We start from the raw sequence: 14,916 nt of genomic DNA, 5'->3' as shown, positions 1-14,916 counted from the left end.
CACATTTATTTCATAATTAGTAATTATTCACAAGTAAAGCCAGCGGCGTATTGGCTATATCTAGCTTTCCGTCTGTAATTGTTACTTTTTCATCTGATATTAAATTCGTATATTCGCCATCTGCGACTGGGAAATCGATGGATCCTTCTGAGTCTTTTAAGTTAAATACTCCATAGAAAGTTTGTTGAGCATTTTTATAATTTAAAGTCACTGTATTTGTCTCATTATCTGCTTCAAGTGAATATAAACCATCTAAGGGAACAAATTCTTTCTGAATTTGGGCTAACTTAGCTAAAAACTCGCTAATGTCATGTCCGCTATCCCAAGCAATTGGATCACGGTCAAATAAACTTGGTGTCATCTCGGCTAATACTTCTTGTCCGTTATAAATCAGTGACGATCCTTTTTGCATAAAGGTGAAGGCTGTCCACTGCATTAATTCACTGTCTTTTGGGATACGATGTCTAATTCGTAAGTGGTCATGGTTTTCTAAGTTTCTCATCTTCACATAATTCCAAGGATACGTGTAATCTTGTACTTTAAGACGTTCGATATACGCTTCGATATCAATCTTGCCTTCTAAATATAGTTCAAAATGATCATGAACATCATAGTCATAAGTCATATCAAAGGCTTGATAAATTTCACTGTCACTTAGTGCAATCATATCTTTTGATCTTAATTCTCGAATAAAACCAGGATGGACTGATTCGGATAACCAAATCACTTCTGAATTTATTTCCTCTACGGCTTCACGTGCTTGTAACCAAAACTCAATCGGCACTAAAGGTGCAACATCACATCTAAAGCCATCTACACCACGTTTAACCCATTGTTCTAGTGTTTCAATTTGGTAATTCCATAGGTCAGGATGCTTATAGTCTAAATCGACAATATCACTCCAATCACCGACTCGGTTTCCAAAATGACCTTCGGCTGTTTTATAAAACCAATCAGGGTGTTCATTAGCAAGGATAGAATCAGGCGACGTATGATTATAGACAATATCTATCATAACTTTCATTCCACGATTGTGGATTTCTTCAATTAATTCTTCAAAGTCCTCCATAGTACCGTAATTTGGGTCGACACTGCGGTAATCTTTAATCGCATATGGTGAGCCATCTTCCCCTTTGCGGCTCTCCTCACCTATAGGATACATCGGGAGAAACCAGACGATATCTGTGCCTAAATCTTTGATTCGATCTAACTCAGAAACGACTGCTTTGAATGTACCTTCTTCAGTGAAATTTCTAACAAAGATACTGTAAATTACAGACTTTCTTAAGTTAATACTTGTTTGTTTTGCCATTCAATCTTCCTTTCTTCATTTAGTAAAACGTTTGCATAAAATATACAAAAACAATCCCCTTTTGTAAAGTGAAATGTTAATTAAAATATAATTAACTTGAGTTATAATCTTTACAAAGGGGATGTATGAGTTTGACTATTTTAAATCTTCGAGTGCATGTTCTCTCATTGATTCTTCTAATTCTTTGGCTTGTCTTTCACTTTCTTCTGAACTTAATTCTAACTCTTCAGTAATGATTGCTTGGACTGGGTCAACTAAGGGATGCATCTCATCCGTTCTAAAGAGCATGTAGTTTGTCCGTCTTAAGAAGAAGTCTTCACTTGTTAGGTTAGCTTCTTCATGAATTGCATAGAGTAAACTCATCGCATCTTTAACTGGCAATGATAATTTATCTGCATATTCTTTGGCTTGATCTAAATATTCTAATACACGTTTCGCATTCGATCCGTATAAATTCGCTAAGTAATCAGCCTCTTCTGAATTCAGACCAGCTTCTTCATATAATTTAGCAAAGTCTGCGATTGATTTATCCACGCGCATTTTATCAAAATGTCCACCAGACACTTGATACGCTTTGGAATCAATTAAAGTAAATTCTCTATCGGTCTTTTTGTTTAAAGTATCGATAATGACTTTCATCGCGCCTTCGGCCATTTTACGGTAGTCAGTAATCTTACCGCCAGCAAGTGTCAGAAGTCCAGACTCACTAACAGATAAATCACTTCCACGAGAAATTGCGGATGGGTCGTTTCCAGACTCTGCATTATTACGATTCGCGTCACGAATTCCCTTCTCAACTTCGGCTCTTGGTACTCTTCCTTCATTATATTCAGTAAATAATAAAGCTAATTCGTCAAAACTTTCATCTGATAAAGCTCCATTATGCCCACCATTATAATCCAATCCACTGTTTCCTGAAATGAGTGGTCTTAGACCTGCCCAACTCGCTTCAATATCATCAATTGTAATCTTCGCATCTGGAAAACGTCGATTCACAATCTCAAGTAAATACTCAACGTCATGTAAGCTGACTTGAGGGTGTTTTAAATCACCATCATAATCTGTATCGGTTGTTCCAAAATACGTTTTAGTTTCTCTTGGTAGTACGAATACCATTCGTTTGTCACCTTCACCACTATCAAAGTATACGGGTGAATTAACAGGTAGCTTCTTAGCATCGACCACCAAATGAATCCCTTTAGTTGGGCGCATTTGAGGTGTTGTGTCAACTTCCGTATCAAGTGCTCGAATTGTATCACTCCATGGTCCGGTTGCATTAATAACTAACTGACTTTTCACTTTAAATGATTCTTGACTCAACATATCTTTAACAACGACAGACTGAATTCTTTGTTGATTATTATATTCAAAGCCTGTCACTTTTGCCCGACTTAAGACCGCTGCACCATCTTCATGGGCTTGCTTAATGTTTTCAATAACTAAGCGTGCATCATTATTACGATAGTCTAAGTAAAATCCACCGCCAATTAAATTTTCTTTAGCCAAGTTTGGTTGTCTTTCGATAACCTCTTCTCTTGTTAAGAGTTTATTCGCAAAGTCCGTCTCTTCGACACCAGCTAAACGGTCATATAAATCCATCGCCACTTCTAACTCTAATTGAGAAAAAGATGCGCCTGGTTCGTCATATAATGGTAGTAACATTGGATCTGGTTTCGGTATGTGCGGTGCAATGCCTTGAACAACTGCACGTTCCTGAACTGTTTCAGATACAACTTCTACATCAAATTGCTTCAAGTAACGTAAGCCACCATGTACTAATTTCGTTGAACGGCTACTTGTTCCTTCAGAAAAATCTTGCATTTCGAGCAAGGCCGTCTTCATTCCACTCGCCGCTGCTTGTACCGCCAGTCCAGCCCCAGTAATACCGCCACCAATGATTACTAAATCAAATGTATCTGCTTGTAACTGTTCAATTACTTCAGATCTTGAGCGATATGATAGAACTGCCACTACTCATCTCCTCCTTGAGATTTCTTAGCATAATATATTGTTGCGTCTACTGCATTTTCCCATCCTTCATATAAAGCTTCACGATTGTCTTCTGCCATATCGGGTTCGAATGTTTCCCCGACTTCAATTAATTGTTTCAATTCTTCTTGGTCTTTCCAATAACCTACAGCTAAACCAGCTAAGTAAGCTGAACCTAGAGCAGTCGTTTCTAATAATTTTGCACGTACAACTTTTACGTTCGCAATATCAGATTGGAATTGCATTAAGTATTGGTTCATTGCTGCCCCACCATCAACACGTAATTCCTCAATCTCTAAACCAGTATCTTTCTTCATTGTTTCTAATACGTCACGTGATTGATAAGCAATTGACTGTAATGTTGCTTTAACTAAATCTTCTTTAGTAGTACCGCGCGTTAAGCCATAAACTGAACCACGAGCTGCTGAGTTCCAATGCGGCGCACCTAAACCAGTAAATGCCGGCACTAGATATACTTCATCTTCACTTTTTGATTTATATGCCATCTCTTCAGTTTCTGGTGATTCTTTGAATAACTCAAGACCATCACGTAACCATTGAATCGCTGCTCCAGTAACGAAGATCGATCCTTCTAATGCATAGTGCACTTTACCATCAATGGCGTAACCAATTGTAGTAATTAAGTTGTTCTCAGAAGCTTTAGCTTCTTCACCCGTATTCATAATCATAAATGAACCTGTTCCGTAAGTATTTTTAACCATACCTGGTTCAAAAGCCATTTGTCCAAATAAGGCTGCTTGTTGGTCCCCTGCCATCCCTGCGATTGGCACTTCTTTTCCATAGAAATGATATGTCTTAGTGTATCCATAAACTTCAGAGTTTGATTTAACTTCTGGAAGCATTGAGGTTGGAATATTTAATAACTCTAGGATTTCCTCATCCCATTTTAGATCATGAATATTAAATAACATCGTACGAGCTGCGTTTGAATAGTCCGTGACGTGAACGTCTCCACCAGTTAATTTATAAACTAACCATGAATCAATTGTTCCGAATAATAATTCGCCGTTTTCAGCGCGTTCTTGTGCGCCATCAACTTTATCAAGAATCCAACGAACTTTAGTTGCTGAGAAGTACGCATCGATGACTAATCCAGTTTTGCCTTGAATCATATCTGTGTGTCCATCTTTAATTAATTGATTAGCGATTGAAGCCGTTTGACGAGATTGCCACACAATAGCATTGTAGATTGGTTTTCCAGTTTCTTTATCCCAGATGACAGTCGTTTCACGTTGATTTGTGATACCGATGGCTTCAATGTCTTTTGGTTGTAATTCACTTTCAATAATTGCTTTTGAAATTACCGCTTGTACATTGTTCCAAATCTTATTCGCATCATGCTCTACCCAACCACTTTGTGGGTAAATTTGTTCGAATTCTTCCTGGCCACTTCCAACGATTTCACCTTTTTTATTAACAATAATTGCACGTGAACTTGTTGTCCCTTGGTCGATTGACATAATATATTTTTCAGCCATTCATATTCTCTCCTTTTTTAATCTCAATGCGTCTCAAAAAATTAAATTCCTGCTAAAACTAGATTATAAATTAGACCTCCAACGATACCACCAACGATTGGTCCTAATACTGGAATCCAAGCATAGCCCCAGTCAGCGTTTCCTTTGTTTTTCATTGGTAAGAATTGATAAACGATACGTGGCCCTAAGTCACGAGCTGGGTTAATCGCATAACCGGTTGTTCCACCAAGTGAAAGTCCGATGGAAGCTACAATTGCACCAACGACGAATGGTCCAAAACCTGATGATAAGTTATTTGGTCCCATTGCCATTACACCAATCACTAGGACTGCTGTACCAACAACTTCACCAATGAAGTTTGACGTTGTATCACGAACAGCGGGTGCTGTTGAGAATGCGGCTAATTTAGTTTCTGGATCTGGTGTCATATCCCAATGTGGTAAATATTGTAACCAAACAACGACTTGCGCTAACATTGCCCCAATCATTTGAGCAATAATATACATAAATGCTGTACCCCAAGATACTTGTCCTAAGACTGCGAAAGCAATCGAAACTGCTGGGTTTAAGTGAGCTGGACTATAGAAACCTGACACAAGTACCCCTAAAGTTACCGCAAGACCCCAACCAAGTGTAATCATAATCCAACCTGTGTTTTCGCCCTTAGTTCCTTTTAACACATTACCTGCAACAACACCATTACCTAATAATACCAATATAAACGTCCCTAATAATTCTCCTACAAAATCCATCATTGCCTACCTCCATTTTATTATTTGTTTATTTTTAACTCATCAAGCTGTGCTTCAATTACTTCTATGTCTGCCTCTGCTTGTAATAGTGCACCGGCTGTATATGCTCCTTCAACTACTGGAACTTCATATACTTTCACTTCTTTATCTGACATTTCAACTGCCATTTCTAAATTCATCTTTGCACTTCCAAGATCAAAAAACGCGAGCAGTTTATCTTTTGGATTCTTTTCAATCATCTCTGAAGCGGCGTCAAACGTTGTTCCAATCTCGCCATCTTCGTCTCCGCCAGCATGGGTAATACTGACATCTTTCGCTACTTCATCTAATAAATTATGAATTCCTTGAGCTATATCTTTCGAATGTGACATAATGACAATTCCATATTCCGACATTATTCTATGCCTCCTGCTTCTATAAATGCTTCAAATAATAATCCTGAGGAGTATGCACCAGGATCAATATGTCCAATTGAACGCTCGCCAACGTAGGAAGCTCTTCCTTTCGTTGCTTTCATATCTTTTGTATTCTCAACGGCATCTTGGATCACTTTAGAAGTTAAAGTTCCTTCTTTGAGTGCTTTCACAACGGGTGACCATGTATCAATCATTGTCTTTTCGCCTTCAGTGGATTTACCACGTTTTTTTATTGACTCCAATCCATCATTCATTGACTCTGCCAAATCTGCTTCATTTTGCACACCTTTAGCTAGAGCTAAAATTGCAGAACCATATAAAGGTCCCGCAGACCCTCCGACTTTACTCAAGAGATTTTTTGCTACCACTTTTAAAGCGTCTGCTGCTGTTTCTGGTTGATTGGTTTCCAAGCCTTCCATAACAGCTTTCATTCCACGGGACATATTATTCCCATGGTCTGCATCTCCAATAGGTGTGTCTAGTTCTGTTAATTTAACTTTTTCTGCTTGAACTTTTTCATTGAAAAGTTCCATCCATTTTAATACTACTTCTAATTCCATAAACCATCTCTCCTATTTCCAAGCAATTGTTTTCGCTGGTGCATTTAATGCTTCTAACCATTTCTCGTCTTTGAACTTAATCAATGTTAATGAAAGTCCCTGCATCTCTAGAGACGTCATGTTGTCGCCGACTTTTTTGAAGCGAACATCAATATTTTTATCTTCAAGTAATGCACGAACATCATTCATGAATACATATTGCTCCATTAATGGCGTTCCACCCATTCCGTTAACAAAGACACCAATCGTCTCATTCTCTTTAATTTCGAATGATTCTAATAATTTAGTGACTAATTCTTCAGCTAAGTCTTTTGAAGGTTTTAACTTTTCAGAACGATATCCTGGCTCACCATGAATACCAACACCATATTCAATTTCATCGTCTGCTAAATTGAAGCTTGGCTTACCACCTTCAGGTGTTGTTGCTCCTGTTAAAGCTAGACCAATTGTATGAATATTTGGTACAAGTGCATCCGCGATTTCTTTGATTTCTGCTAATGATTTTCCTTGATCAGCAAAATATCCAACCACTTTATGTACTAAGACCGTTCCCGCTACCCCACGTTTACCTTGTGTATATAGCGAGTCTTCTACACCGATGTCATCGTCAACAATAATTGTTTCAACGTCGATATCTTCCATCTCTGCTAACTCTTGTGCCATTTCGAAGTTCATAACGTCTCCTGAGTAATTTTTGATTACTAAGAAAACTCCTGCGCCTTCATCTGCTGCTTTAATTGCTTCTAGAATTTGATCTGGTGCTGGGGAAGTGAATACTGGACCACTCACTGCTGCTGATAACATACCTTCACCAACAAAACCTGCATGCGATGGCTCATGACCTGCGCCACCACCTGATACAACCGCCACTCGATTCTTTTTCTCAGAAGTCCGAGTGATAACATCAAACCCAGATAATCTTTCTACAATGTCATTGTGCGCATATGCTAAACCATCTAACATTTCATCAACAATTTGACTCGGATCATTCATAATTTTCTTCATGAAACGGCACTCTCCTTATTCTTTTGATGCCTTAATCTTACTAGATGAAAACGCTTATATCAATTATTTCAACCATTCTCACTTATTAAACTTATTTATGTGAACCTTAAGGCAGACTTCTAAGCTTCGCAAACGTCTTATGAAAATATTTATGCTACAATTATCCCAATATTTAGAAGAAAGAGGTCATTAGTAAATGCAAAATTATACAACGAAGCATCAATTAGAACACAGAACAATCCGCTTCTTTAAAAATAAGCCAGTTGATTCCGACTTAAGAAATAAGCTATTCACGATTATGAACCGGACAGCGACAAGTTCTGGAATGCAAACATATTCTGTGATTCGCGTCACGGACCAAGCGAAAAAGGACCAAATCGCTGAAGTCTGTAAACAAGCTTATGTAGCTGAAGCACCTGAATTATTAATCTTTGTGGTGGATACTTTCCGTATGAAGCAAATTGCTCAGGAGAAAGGCTATAATGGTGAGAGTTACCGAACGATGGATATCTTTTTCCAAGGAGTTGCGGATGCATACTTAGCTGCACAAAATTTGACGACCGCAATTGAATCATACGATCTCGGCGCAGTTTACTTAGGAAGTATTCTAAATGACCCGCAAGAAATTATCGATATCTTAGAGCTACCTGAATTAACGTTTCCCATGGTTGGCATGTTGTTTGGTTATCCTGATGATAATCCTCAATTAAAACCGAGAATGGACCTTAAATATAAAGTAGGAGAAAATTCATATCCTTATGTGGCTGATATAATTACTCAACTGAAAGATTATGATGATGAGATGTCGTATTATCATGATACTCGTGATAAAAATTGTCGGTCTGATACACATACAGATCATGTAGTTCGTAAATTAAGCAAACCGAATCCATTGCGTCAAAAATTGCTGCAAGATGTAGAGAAGCAGTGCTTTGATTTAATGGTTGATGAATAATTGGTACAAAAATAGCCCCAGTCTTACTAATTGATTGAAAGACTGGGACTATTTTTGTGTGAATTTGATGGTTCTATTTTTTTAAACTGCAAACCAAGTTTCGCTATAAACATTATCTTGGGAACGATCAAATTGTGTAAACGTAATTTCAGGCGCTTCGACTAACTCAAATTTCGATGATGGTAACCATTCAGAATATATCTCCGCCCATGTATCTTGCAATGTTTTAGGAAAGATCCTTTATTTGGAAATATTACCCACGTATGTTTTTCGACATTTACTTGTTCTAAATCCCCAAAGGTATTGTCCTCTGTAGTTAAAAAGTCAATCATATGAGTGCGTTCCCCTTTTTCATCAAATCCTTTGCCATCAAACTTATATGATGCGTTGACGACTTGATTTGGATACAATCCTGTTAGTTGGTGAATTTCTGCTTTTTGTTGTTTTGTAATGAACTTAGCTAAATTGGCAATATGGTTATTTTCACCTTCAAATTGAATGGGTACTGTCGCCTTAACACCAACGATATTAAACGCTTCTTTATGATCGTTTTTAAATTCTATTGTTTCACCTCCTCGAATATCTATATAGAATGTGAGTTTAAAATACGACTTCTTGAATGTTATTCTTAATGACTTCGGAAGGAAGATAATCACTCCACTCCCGAAAGGCTCTAGAAAAACCCTCCACGGATTGATAACCAAATCTTAATACAACATCTGTAACATTGTATTCTTCCTCACCTCTATATAATAACGAGTATCTTTGGATTCCACTTGATATTTCTAATACACAGAGTGTTGCATCTAGGAAATTATTACAAAATAAAAAAGCAGCCTATTGCTAGGCTGCCCTGAATTTTTAATGTGAATTATAGTTTAACGATGTTAGTCGCTTGCTCTCCACGTTGTCCTTCTTCGATATCAAAAGAAACTTGTTGTCCTTCTTCTAAAGTTTTGAACCCATCACCTTGGATAGCTGAGAAATGTGCAAAAACATCTCCACCATTTTCGCGTTCGATAAATCCGAAACCTTTGTCTGCGTTAAACCATTTAACTGTACCTGTATTCATAAAAAATTTCCTCCATGTGTGCTCTATGCACGTTGTATTTGCAATATATCGTTTTAAAATTGTTGGATTTAATCTAAAATGAATAAAAAGCCAATTAATTTGTTAACTAATAATACTACAATTAATACTATAACATTGGATCTAGAAAATGTAAAGCTTTTTAACAAAATAGTTTTAACTTTTTATAATTCTGTTTATAAGCTGTGTTTCTGACTGAAATAAGTGAAAACGCTTAACAAAAGACTTGAACAGGGATATAATATATTTATATAGGAATGTTCTAATGCTTACGTTTCTTTATGTCAGCAATATTATTTAAATAAAATTTGAAAGGTTGGTAATTATGGGAACTATTAGGAATCACTCGACTGAAACTATTCGCAAAAGTAAACCGCACTTCTCTTCTTTAAAGACAACTGTTGAAACTGCCTTTTATTCAAATAATACACGAGAAATTACTTCTGTCAAAGAAGCGTATGAATTGGCTAAAAATGCACCGCAAACAATTGTATTAGATGCTAACGTTAAACATGCTGAGGAATTAGAATTGCCGCAAGACGCAAATATTTTACTTGTAAATGATGGTGCAACAGTAGGTAGAACTGCACAGGCCCGACGAATCGTCGGATTAGATTCAAAGGAAGATAAAGAACTCTTCCCTATTGTTCGTGAGGCGATTTACGATGCGAGCTTTAGACCCTTTATCAAATCAACCGGTATCGTTGGTTTAGATGAAGACTTTATGGTGCGCGCTCACATTACAATGCCTGAAAAAGAAAGTAATAATATGTATTCTTGGTTAATGAACTTCCAGATCTTAAATGATACGTATGCAAATCGTTACCAAAACTCTAAGGAATATGACGAGAATGATATTTATATTTTCTTTGATCCTGATTGGACCCATCCTGATTATCCTCTGGGCTTATCATATATTGATGCAGATCAAAATGCTGCCTGTATCTTAGGTATGAACTACTTTGGTGAAATTAAAAAAGGAACGTTAACACTAGCTTGGGCATCTGCTCATCGTAATAAATACGTGGCTTGTCATGGTGGTTTAAAGAAATTTAAGTCAAAAGACAACGAAAATCATGTTGCTTCTTTCTTTGGACTGTCTGGTTCAGGAAAATCTACTTTAACTCATGCCAAACACGACGACAAATACGAAATCGAAGTCCTTCATGACGATTCATTTATTATTAGTACTGAAGACGGTTCATCTGTCGCTTTAGAGCCATCATACTTTGATAAGACAAGTGACTACCCTGCTGGACATGTGGAACAAGATTATTTTGTCACTGTTCAAAACGTTGGAGTTACATTAAATGAAAATAATGAACGCGTGCTTGTCACTGAAGATATTCGAAATGGGAATGGCCGTACTGTTAAGTCTAGATATTCGACACCTAACCGGGTTGATAAGATTGAAGATCCAATTAATGCTATCTACTGGATTATGAAAGATGACGCATTACCACCTTTAGTTAAAATAACAGATCCACTACTTGCATCAACCTTTGGTTGTACTTTAGCTACAAAACGAACAAGTGCTGAGAATACAACAGATAGTTTAGACCAATTAGTTATTGAACCTTACGCAAATCCATTTCGGGCATATCCATTAGTAGAAGATTTTGACAAATTTAAGTCATTATTCGAAGACGGCGTAGATGCCTACATCATTAACACAGGTGAATTCCTTGGTGAAAAAGTAACTCCTGAAGATTCCCTCGGTGTTATTGAAGCAATTGTTGAAGGCAAAGGTGAATTTGAAAACTTTGGACCAATCAAAAGTTTCGAGTACCTTCCATTAGATAAGTTCCCTGTTCCATTCGATGATCCTGAATATACAAAATTATTAAAAGCCAGAATGCAAGTTCGATTAGACTACATTCAAAATTACAACAAAGAAAATCCTGAAGATAGCTTACCTGAAGAAATTACTCAAGCGCTAAAAGAGTTAGTTGATTCATTAAGCTAGGTTTGGATTTGGTTATTCCCCCATTGCCTGTGAATGGCAATGGGGTTTTTTGGTTAATGGGACAGGTCATGTGATGACTGGGGGAATTAGACGGTTAACGGGACAGGTCATTCTGTGACAGGGGAAATTAGACGGTTAACGGGACAGGTCATTCTGTGACAGGGGAAATTAGACGGTTAACAGGACGGGTCATGGAGTGACACGGGAAATTAGACGGTTAACGGGACTGGTCATCTAGTGACAAGGGAAATTAGACGGTTAACGGGACTGGTCATCTAGTGACAAGGGAAATTAGACGGTTAACGGGACTGGTCATGGAGTGACATGGGAGATTAGACGGTTAACAGGACTGGTCATGGAGTGACACGGGAAATTAGACAGCTACCGGGACGCGTCATTCTGTGACAGGGGAAATTGGAATCCCGCCCCCTCTTTCCCCATTCAAATTCATCTAAAATCCTATGATCGGTTAATATTTATGAATTATTTAAGAAGTTTAAGAAAAATGTAAGAGTTTTCAAGGTTATCCATTGACATTATCCTGTATTATAGTTAACATGAATGTAACGGTTGCGTAATATTTATGTAAAAATACAATTTAAGAAAAGGAGCAATAGAAATGGAATTACAAAGAAAAATTTTAACATCGTCAATGAGTGCATTGGCGGTAGTAGCAGTATTAGGCGTTGCCCCACTGAATGTTCAGGCTCAACAAACAACTCATACAGTTGAAGCTGGGGAGTATTTATATAATATTGCACCTCAATACGATGTGACAGTAGATGAATTGATTGAATGGAATAATTTATCATCAAATGATTTACAAATCGGAGATCAATTAATTGTTCAATCTCCTAATGAGGAAACTCCAGAAGAAGAAACTTCTTCTGAAATCACTGACGAAACGACTAATGAAGAGATTGATACTACGGTAGACGAAACACAAACCGTTCAACCTACTTCGGAAAATGGTCATTATTATGTAGTTAAACCAGGAGATTACTTATATAAAATTGCAAATCGCTTTGGAATCACAACTGAAGATTTAATAGAAGCTAATAACCTTGTAAGTAATAACCTTCAAATCGGTGATGTCTTATTCATACCTTCTGATTCTGCTGAAGAAGATGACGACGATAGTAACGAAGAAACGCCGTCTGAGACTTACTACACAGTTCAAGCAGGAGATTACTTATACAAAATCGCACAACAATTCGGAACGACTGTCGAAGCGATTAAAGATGCGAACGATTTAACTAACAATAACCTACAAATTGGGGACGTATTACTTATCCCGGACGGTTCTGAGGAAGATGACGAAGAAGAAACGCCGTCTGAAACTTATTACACAGTTCAAGCAGGAGATTACCTTTACAAAATCGCGCAACAATTCGGAACGACTGTCGAAGCGATTAAAGATGCGAACGATTTAACTAACAACAACCTACAAATTGGGGACGTATTACTTATCCCCGACGGTTCTGAAGATGACGACGATGAAGAAACGCCGTCTGAAACTTACTACACTGTTCAAGCAGGAGATTACCTTTACAAAATCGCGCAACAATTCGGAACGACTGTCGAAGCGATTAAAGATGCGAACGAATTAATTAACAACAACCTACAAATTGGCGATGTATTACTTATCCCTGACGGTTCTGAAGAAAATGACGACGAAGAAGAAACGCCGTCTGAAACTTACTACACTGTTCAAGCGGGAGATTATTTATACAAAATCGCACAACATTTTGGGACAACTATAGAAGCGATTAAAGATGCGAACAGTCTAACAAACAACAACCTACAAATCGGGGACGTATTACTCATCCCAGATGGTTCTGATGAAGATCCAGAAACGCCTGAATTTGTTGCACCCAAACCTGGTGACCTTGCTTATATGCCTGGCATGACTTTAGTGAAAAAATATTTTCCAACAGTTAACAGTGCAGTAACTTATGCTGAAGAGAATTTTGATTATAATGAACACATAAATTATTTTGTGAATTACTTTAAAGGAAGTTTTGTTCTATACTTCCAACCTAAATAGTTTATAGCAATGAAATACTCCCGAGAGGGAGTATTTTTTTATTTAATTATAATATTATCCTTTCATTATAATACTAAAAAATGAATTCAAAAAAATTATACGTAAGTTTTTGAAATTTAGAAACGTATGAAATAAAGTTAACAAAATAGCTATCATAACCTAATATTAGATTTTATGTTGAATTCGAGTTTAATATTTTCAATTAATATTCTAATATCGATATCTTTGATTCAAACAGATTTAACAAAAGAGGAAATTATTAGTCGCTTTCACGAAGTAGCAAGAGAAACTCCTTCTGCAAGTAACAGTCAAACAACTCGTTTAGTTGTATTATTTGGTGAAGAAAACGATAAAATTCTGGGACCATATCTTAGAAGTTCAAAAAGATGTTATGCAAAGTGCGATGTGGGATATATTCTCAGGTGTTATGGAAGGTGCTAAAGGCGCAGTAGTTACAATCTTCTTCTTCGAAGACCGTAATGCAGTTAAAGCTGGTCTAGGTGAAGGTGTTCGTGCAGATACCTAAAAAATTCATAACGATGCAAATATGCAATTCTCAATGTGGGTTACTTTAGCTGAATTAAACTTAGGAGCTAGCTTACAACATATGAATATTGGTTTTGAACAAGGCTTTGATAAATCAGTTAAAGAAATGTTCAACTTGCCTGCTTCATACGAACTGGTTGCACAAATGCCATTTGGTTCAATCGAAGGTACTCCAGGCGAAAAAGAATAAATTGATGATGAAGTACGTGTGAGTGTTATCGGTGAATTATCTACCAAGCAAAGGTAATTTCTCAAATTGGAGAAACACTTTTTCTTAACTCAACTCATACATTGTATATTCTAATGCTTCGATATCGAGTTTTTTCATATTTAACATCGTTTGTGTGACCCGCCAATGCTCTGCTTCTGAACCATTTTTCATCAGTTCATAAAACCTCACAGGCATTATTTGCCACTGGACACCGAATTGGTCTTTCAACCAACCACATTGCTCGAAGTCTGAATCATGGGATAGTTTATCCCAGTAATAATCGACTTTCGCTTGTGAACCGCACAGAATCATCAATGAATAAGCTTCATTGAAATTAAAGCCGCTGCCCATTCCATGATCCATCAGAGTTAACTTTTGACCATTAATATACAATTCACTATAATTTACTTTTTCGTGGATATCTTCGGCTTCGTCTTCATTACGCCGATTGTAAAATTAAGCTAGACAACTAAAACAGCCATTTGTGGTACACTCAACTTGTAATTCCGACCAAAGAATACAAAGGAGTGACCACAAATGACCTACACCCATCTTACCACGGATGAAC

General features: G+C 37.1%; 14 protein-coding genes and 1 pseudogene. 5 read left to right on the top strand and 10 right to left on the bottom strand.

Annotated elements, in window-relative coordinates; translation table 11 throughout:
* Nucleotides 1–16: 16 nt before the first annotated feature.
* The 7 genes from ACEN4N_RS05455 to dhaK all read right to left on the bottom strand — a co-directional run bounded on the left by ACEN4N_RS05455 (nucleotide 17) and on the right by dhaK (nucleotide 7,533).
* Nucleotides 17–1,312, bottom strand: a complete 1,296-nt coding sequence (locus tag ACEN4N_RS05455; protein ID WP_407089893.1) for an alpha-amylase family glycosyl hydrolase — start codon at nucleotides 1,310–1,312, stop codon at nucleotides 17–19.
* Between the two features lie 135 nt (nucleotides 1,313–1,447).
* The gene (gene glpO / locus ACEN4N_RS05450; RefSeq protein WP_138405106.1) at nucleotides 1,448–3,283 is read right to left on the bottom strand and encodes a type 1 glycerol-3-phosphate oxidase; all 1,836 of its coding nucleotides are present in this window, start codon (nucleotides 3,281–3,283) and stop codon (nucleotides 1,448–1,450) included.
* Complete coding sequence (glpK, locus tag ACEN4N_RS05445) at nucleotides 3,283–4,800, bottom strand: glycerol kinase GlpK (RefSeq protein ID WP_407089894.1); 1,518 nt, start codon at nucleotides 4,798–4,800, stop codon at nucleotides 3,283–3,285. Before glpK ends, glpO begins: the two co-directional genes overlap by 1 nt.
* A gap of 41 nt (nucleotides 4,801–4,841) precedes the next feature.
* Nucleotides 4,842–5,555 carry an MIP/aquaporin family protein gene (locus tag ACEN4N_RS05440; protein ID WP_138405104.1) on the bottom strand — a complete coding sequence of 238 codons (714 nt, stop codon included), beginning with the start codon at nucleotides 5,553–5,555 and terminating at the stop codon, nucleotides 4,842–4,844.
* A gap of 17 nt (nucleotides 5,556–5,572) precedes the next feature.
* Nucleotides 5,573–5,947 carry a dihydroxyacetone kinase phosphoryl donor subunit DhaM gene (gene dhaM, locus ACEN4N_RS05435; protein ID WP_138405103.1) on the bottom strand — a complete coding sequence of 125 codons (375 nt, stop codon included), beginning with the start codon at nucleotides 5,945–5,947 and terminating at the stop codon, nucleotides 5,573–5,575.
* Entirely contained in the window at nucleotides 5,947–6,528 is a 582-nt protein-coding gene (dhaL, locus tag ACEN4N_RS05430; RefSeq protein ID WP_407093831.1) for a dihydroxyacetone kinase subunit DhaL, read from the bottom strand. The genes dhaM and dhaL overlap by 1 nt, the downstream gene beginning before the upstream one ends.
* A 12-nt stretch (nucleotides 6,529–6,540) precedes the next feature.
* Nucleotides 6,541–7,533, bottom strand: coding sequence for a dihydroxyacetone kinase subunit DhaK (gene dhaK / locus ACEN4N_RS05425; RefSeq protein ID WP_138405101.1), 993 nt, complete (start codon nucleotides 7,531–7,533; stop codon nucleotides 6,541–6,543).
* 196 nt (nucleotides 7,534–7,729) lie between these two features.
* Here dhaK and ACEN4N_RS05420 point away from each other — a divergent pair, with 196 nt between their 5' ends.
* The gene (locus ACEN4N_RS05420) at nucleotides 7,730–8,488 is read left to right on the top strand and encodes an NADPH-dependent oxidoreductase (protein WP_138405100.1); all 759 of its coding nucleotides are present in this window, start codon (nucleotides 7,730–7,732) and stop codon (nucleotides 8,486–8,488) included.
* A 161-nt stretch (nucleotides 8,489–8,649) separates the two neighbouring features.
* Here the strand turns inward: ACEN4N_RS05420 and ACEN4N_RS05415 are convergent, their stop codons facing one another.
* Complete coding sequence (locus ACEN4N_RS05415; protein ID WP_407093830.1) at nucleotides 8,650–9,192, bottom strand: GyrI-like domain-containing protein; 543 nt, start codon at nucleotides 9,190–9,192, stop codon at nucleotides 8,650–8,652.
* 167 nt (nucleotides 9,193–9,359) lie between these two features.
* A complete protein-coding gene (locus ACEN4N_RS05410; protein WP_138405099.1) occupies nucleotides 9,360–9,560 on the bottom strand; it encodes a cold-shock protein in 201 nt (66 codons plus the stop codon).
* Nucleotides 9,561–9,903: 343 nt separating this feature from the next.
* Between ACEN4N_RS05410 and ACEN4N_RS05405 the strand changes: the two genes are divergently transcribed.
* From ACEN4N_RS05405 to ACEN4N_RS05390, 4 genes are all read left to right on the top strand, one after another.
* Nucleotides 9,904–11,544, top strand: a complete 1,641-nt coding sequence (locus tag ACEN4N_RS05405; protein ID WP_407089903.1) for a phosphoenolpyruvate carboxykinase (ATP) — start codon at nucleotides 9,904–9,906, stop codon at nucleotides 11,542–11,544.
* A gap of 619 nt (nucleotides 11,545–12,163) precedes the next feature.
* Nucleotides 12,164–13,591: a LysM peptidoglycan-binding domain-containing protein gene (locus ACEN4N_RS05400; RefSeq protein WP_407093829.1), complete on the top strand. Its 1,428-nt coding sequence runs from the start codon at nucleotides 12,164–12,166 to the stop codon at nucleotides 13,589–13,591.
* 337 nt (nucleotides 13,592–13,928) lie between these two features.
* Nucleotides 13,929–14,117, top strand: coding sequence for a hypothetical protein (locus ACEN4N_RS05395; protein ID WP_138405471.1), 189 nt, complete (start codon nucleotides 13,929–13,931; stop codon nucleotides 14,115–14,117).
* A 21-nt stretch (nucleotides 14,118–14,138) separates the two neighbouring features.
* Nucleotides 14,139–14,327, top strand: coding sequence for a nitroreductase family protein (locus tag ACEN4N_RS05390; protein WP_138405470.1), 189 nt, complete (start codon nucleotides 14,139–14,141; stop codon nucleotides 14,325–14,327).
* Between the two features lie 84 nt (nucleotides 14,328–14,411).
* On the opposite strand, the pseudogene ACEN4N_RS05385 reads toward ACEN4N_RS05390, so the two are convergent.
* Nucleotides 14,412–14,777: pseudogene (locus ACEN4N_RS05385) on the bottom strand (VOC family protein); the annotation flags it as partial.
* Nucleotides 14,778–14,916 lie beyond the last annotated feature (139 nt).

It is taken from the genome of Ruoffia sp. FAM 20857 (assembly GCF_045528645.1).
GTDB classification, from domain to species: domain Bacteria; phylum Bacillota; class Bacilli; order Lactobacillales; family Aerococcaceae; genus Ruoffia; species Ruoffia halotolerans.
The sequence above is the reverse complement of the archived record's forward strand: the minus strand, read 5'-3'. Positions and strand labels throughout refer to the sequence as shown.

Excerpts from the sequence above, each read along its gene's own strand:
- ACEN4N_RS05455 (WP_407089893.1), bottom strand. The coding sequence starts at position 1,312 with ATGGCAAAACAAACAAGTATTAACTTAAGAAAGTCTGTAATTTACAGT.
- glpK (WP_407089894.1), bottom strand. The coding sequence starts at position 4,800 with ATGGCTGAAAAATATATTATGTCAATCGACCAAGGGACAACAAGTTCA.
- ACEN4N_RS05440 (WP_138405104.1), bottom strand. The coding sequence starts at position 5,555 with ATGATGGATTTTGTAGGAGAATTATTAGGGACGTTTATATTGGTATTA.
- dhaM (WP_138405103.1), bottom strand. The coding sequence starts at position 5,947 with ATGTCGGAATATGGAATTGTCATTATGTCACATTCGAAAGATATAGCT.
- dhaL (WP_407093831.1), bottom strand. The coding sequence starts at position 6,528 with ATGGAATTAGAAGTAGTATTAAAATGGATGGAACTTTTCAATGAAAAA.
- dhaK (WP_138405101.1), bottom strand. The coding sequence starts at position 7,533 with ATGAAGAAAATTATGAATGATCCGAGTCAAATTGTTGATGAAATGTTA.
- ACEN4N_RS05420 (WP_138405100.1), top strand. The coding sequence starts at position 7,730 with ATGCAAAATTATACAACGAAGCATCAATTAGAACACAGAACAATCCGC.
- ACEN4N_RS05410 (WP_138405099.1), bottom strand. The coding sequence starts at position 9,560 with ATGAATACAGGTACAGTTAAATGGTTTAACGCAGACAAAGGTTTCGGA.
- ACEN4N_RS05405 (WP_407089903.1), top strand. The coding sequence starts at position 9,904 with ATGGGAACTATTAGGAATCACTCGACTGAAACTATTCGCAAAAGTAAA.
- ACEN4N_RS05400 (WP_407093829.1), top strand. The coding sequence starts at position 12,164 with ATGGAATTACAAAGAAAAATTTTAACATCGTCAATGAGTGCATTGGCG.
- ACEN4N_RS05390 (WP_138405470.1), top strand. The coding sequence starts at position 14,139 with ATGCAATTCTCAATGTGGGTTACTTTAGCTGAATTAAACTTAGGAGCT.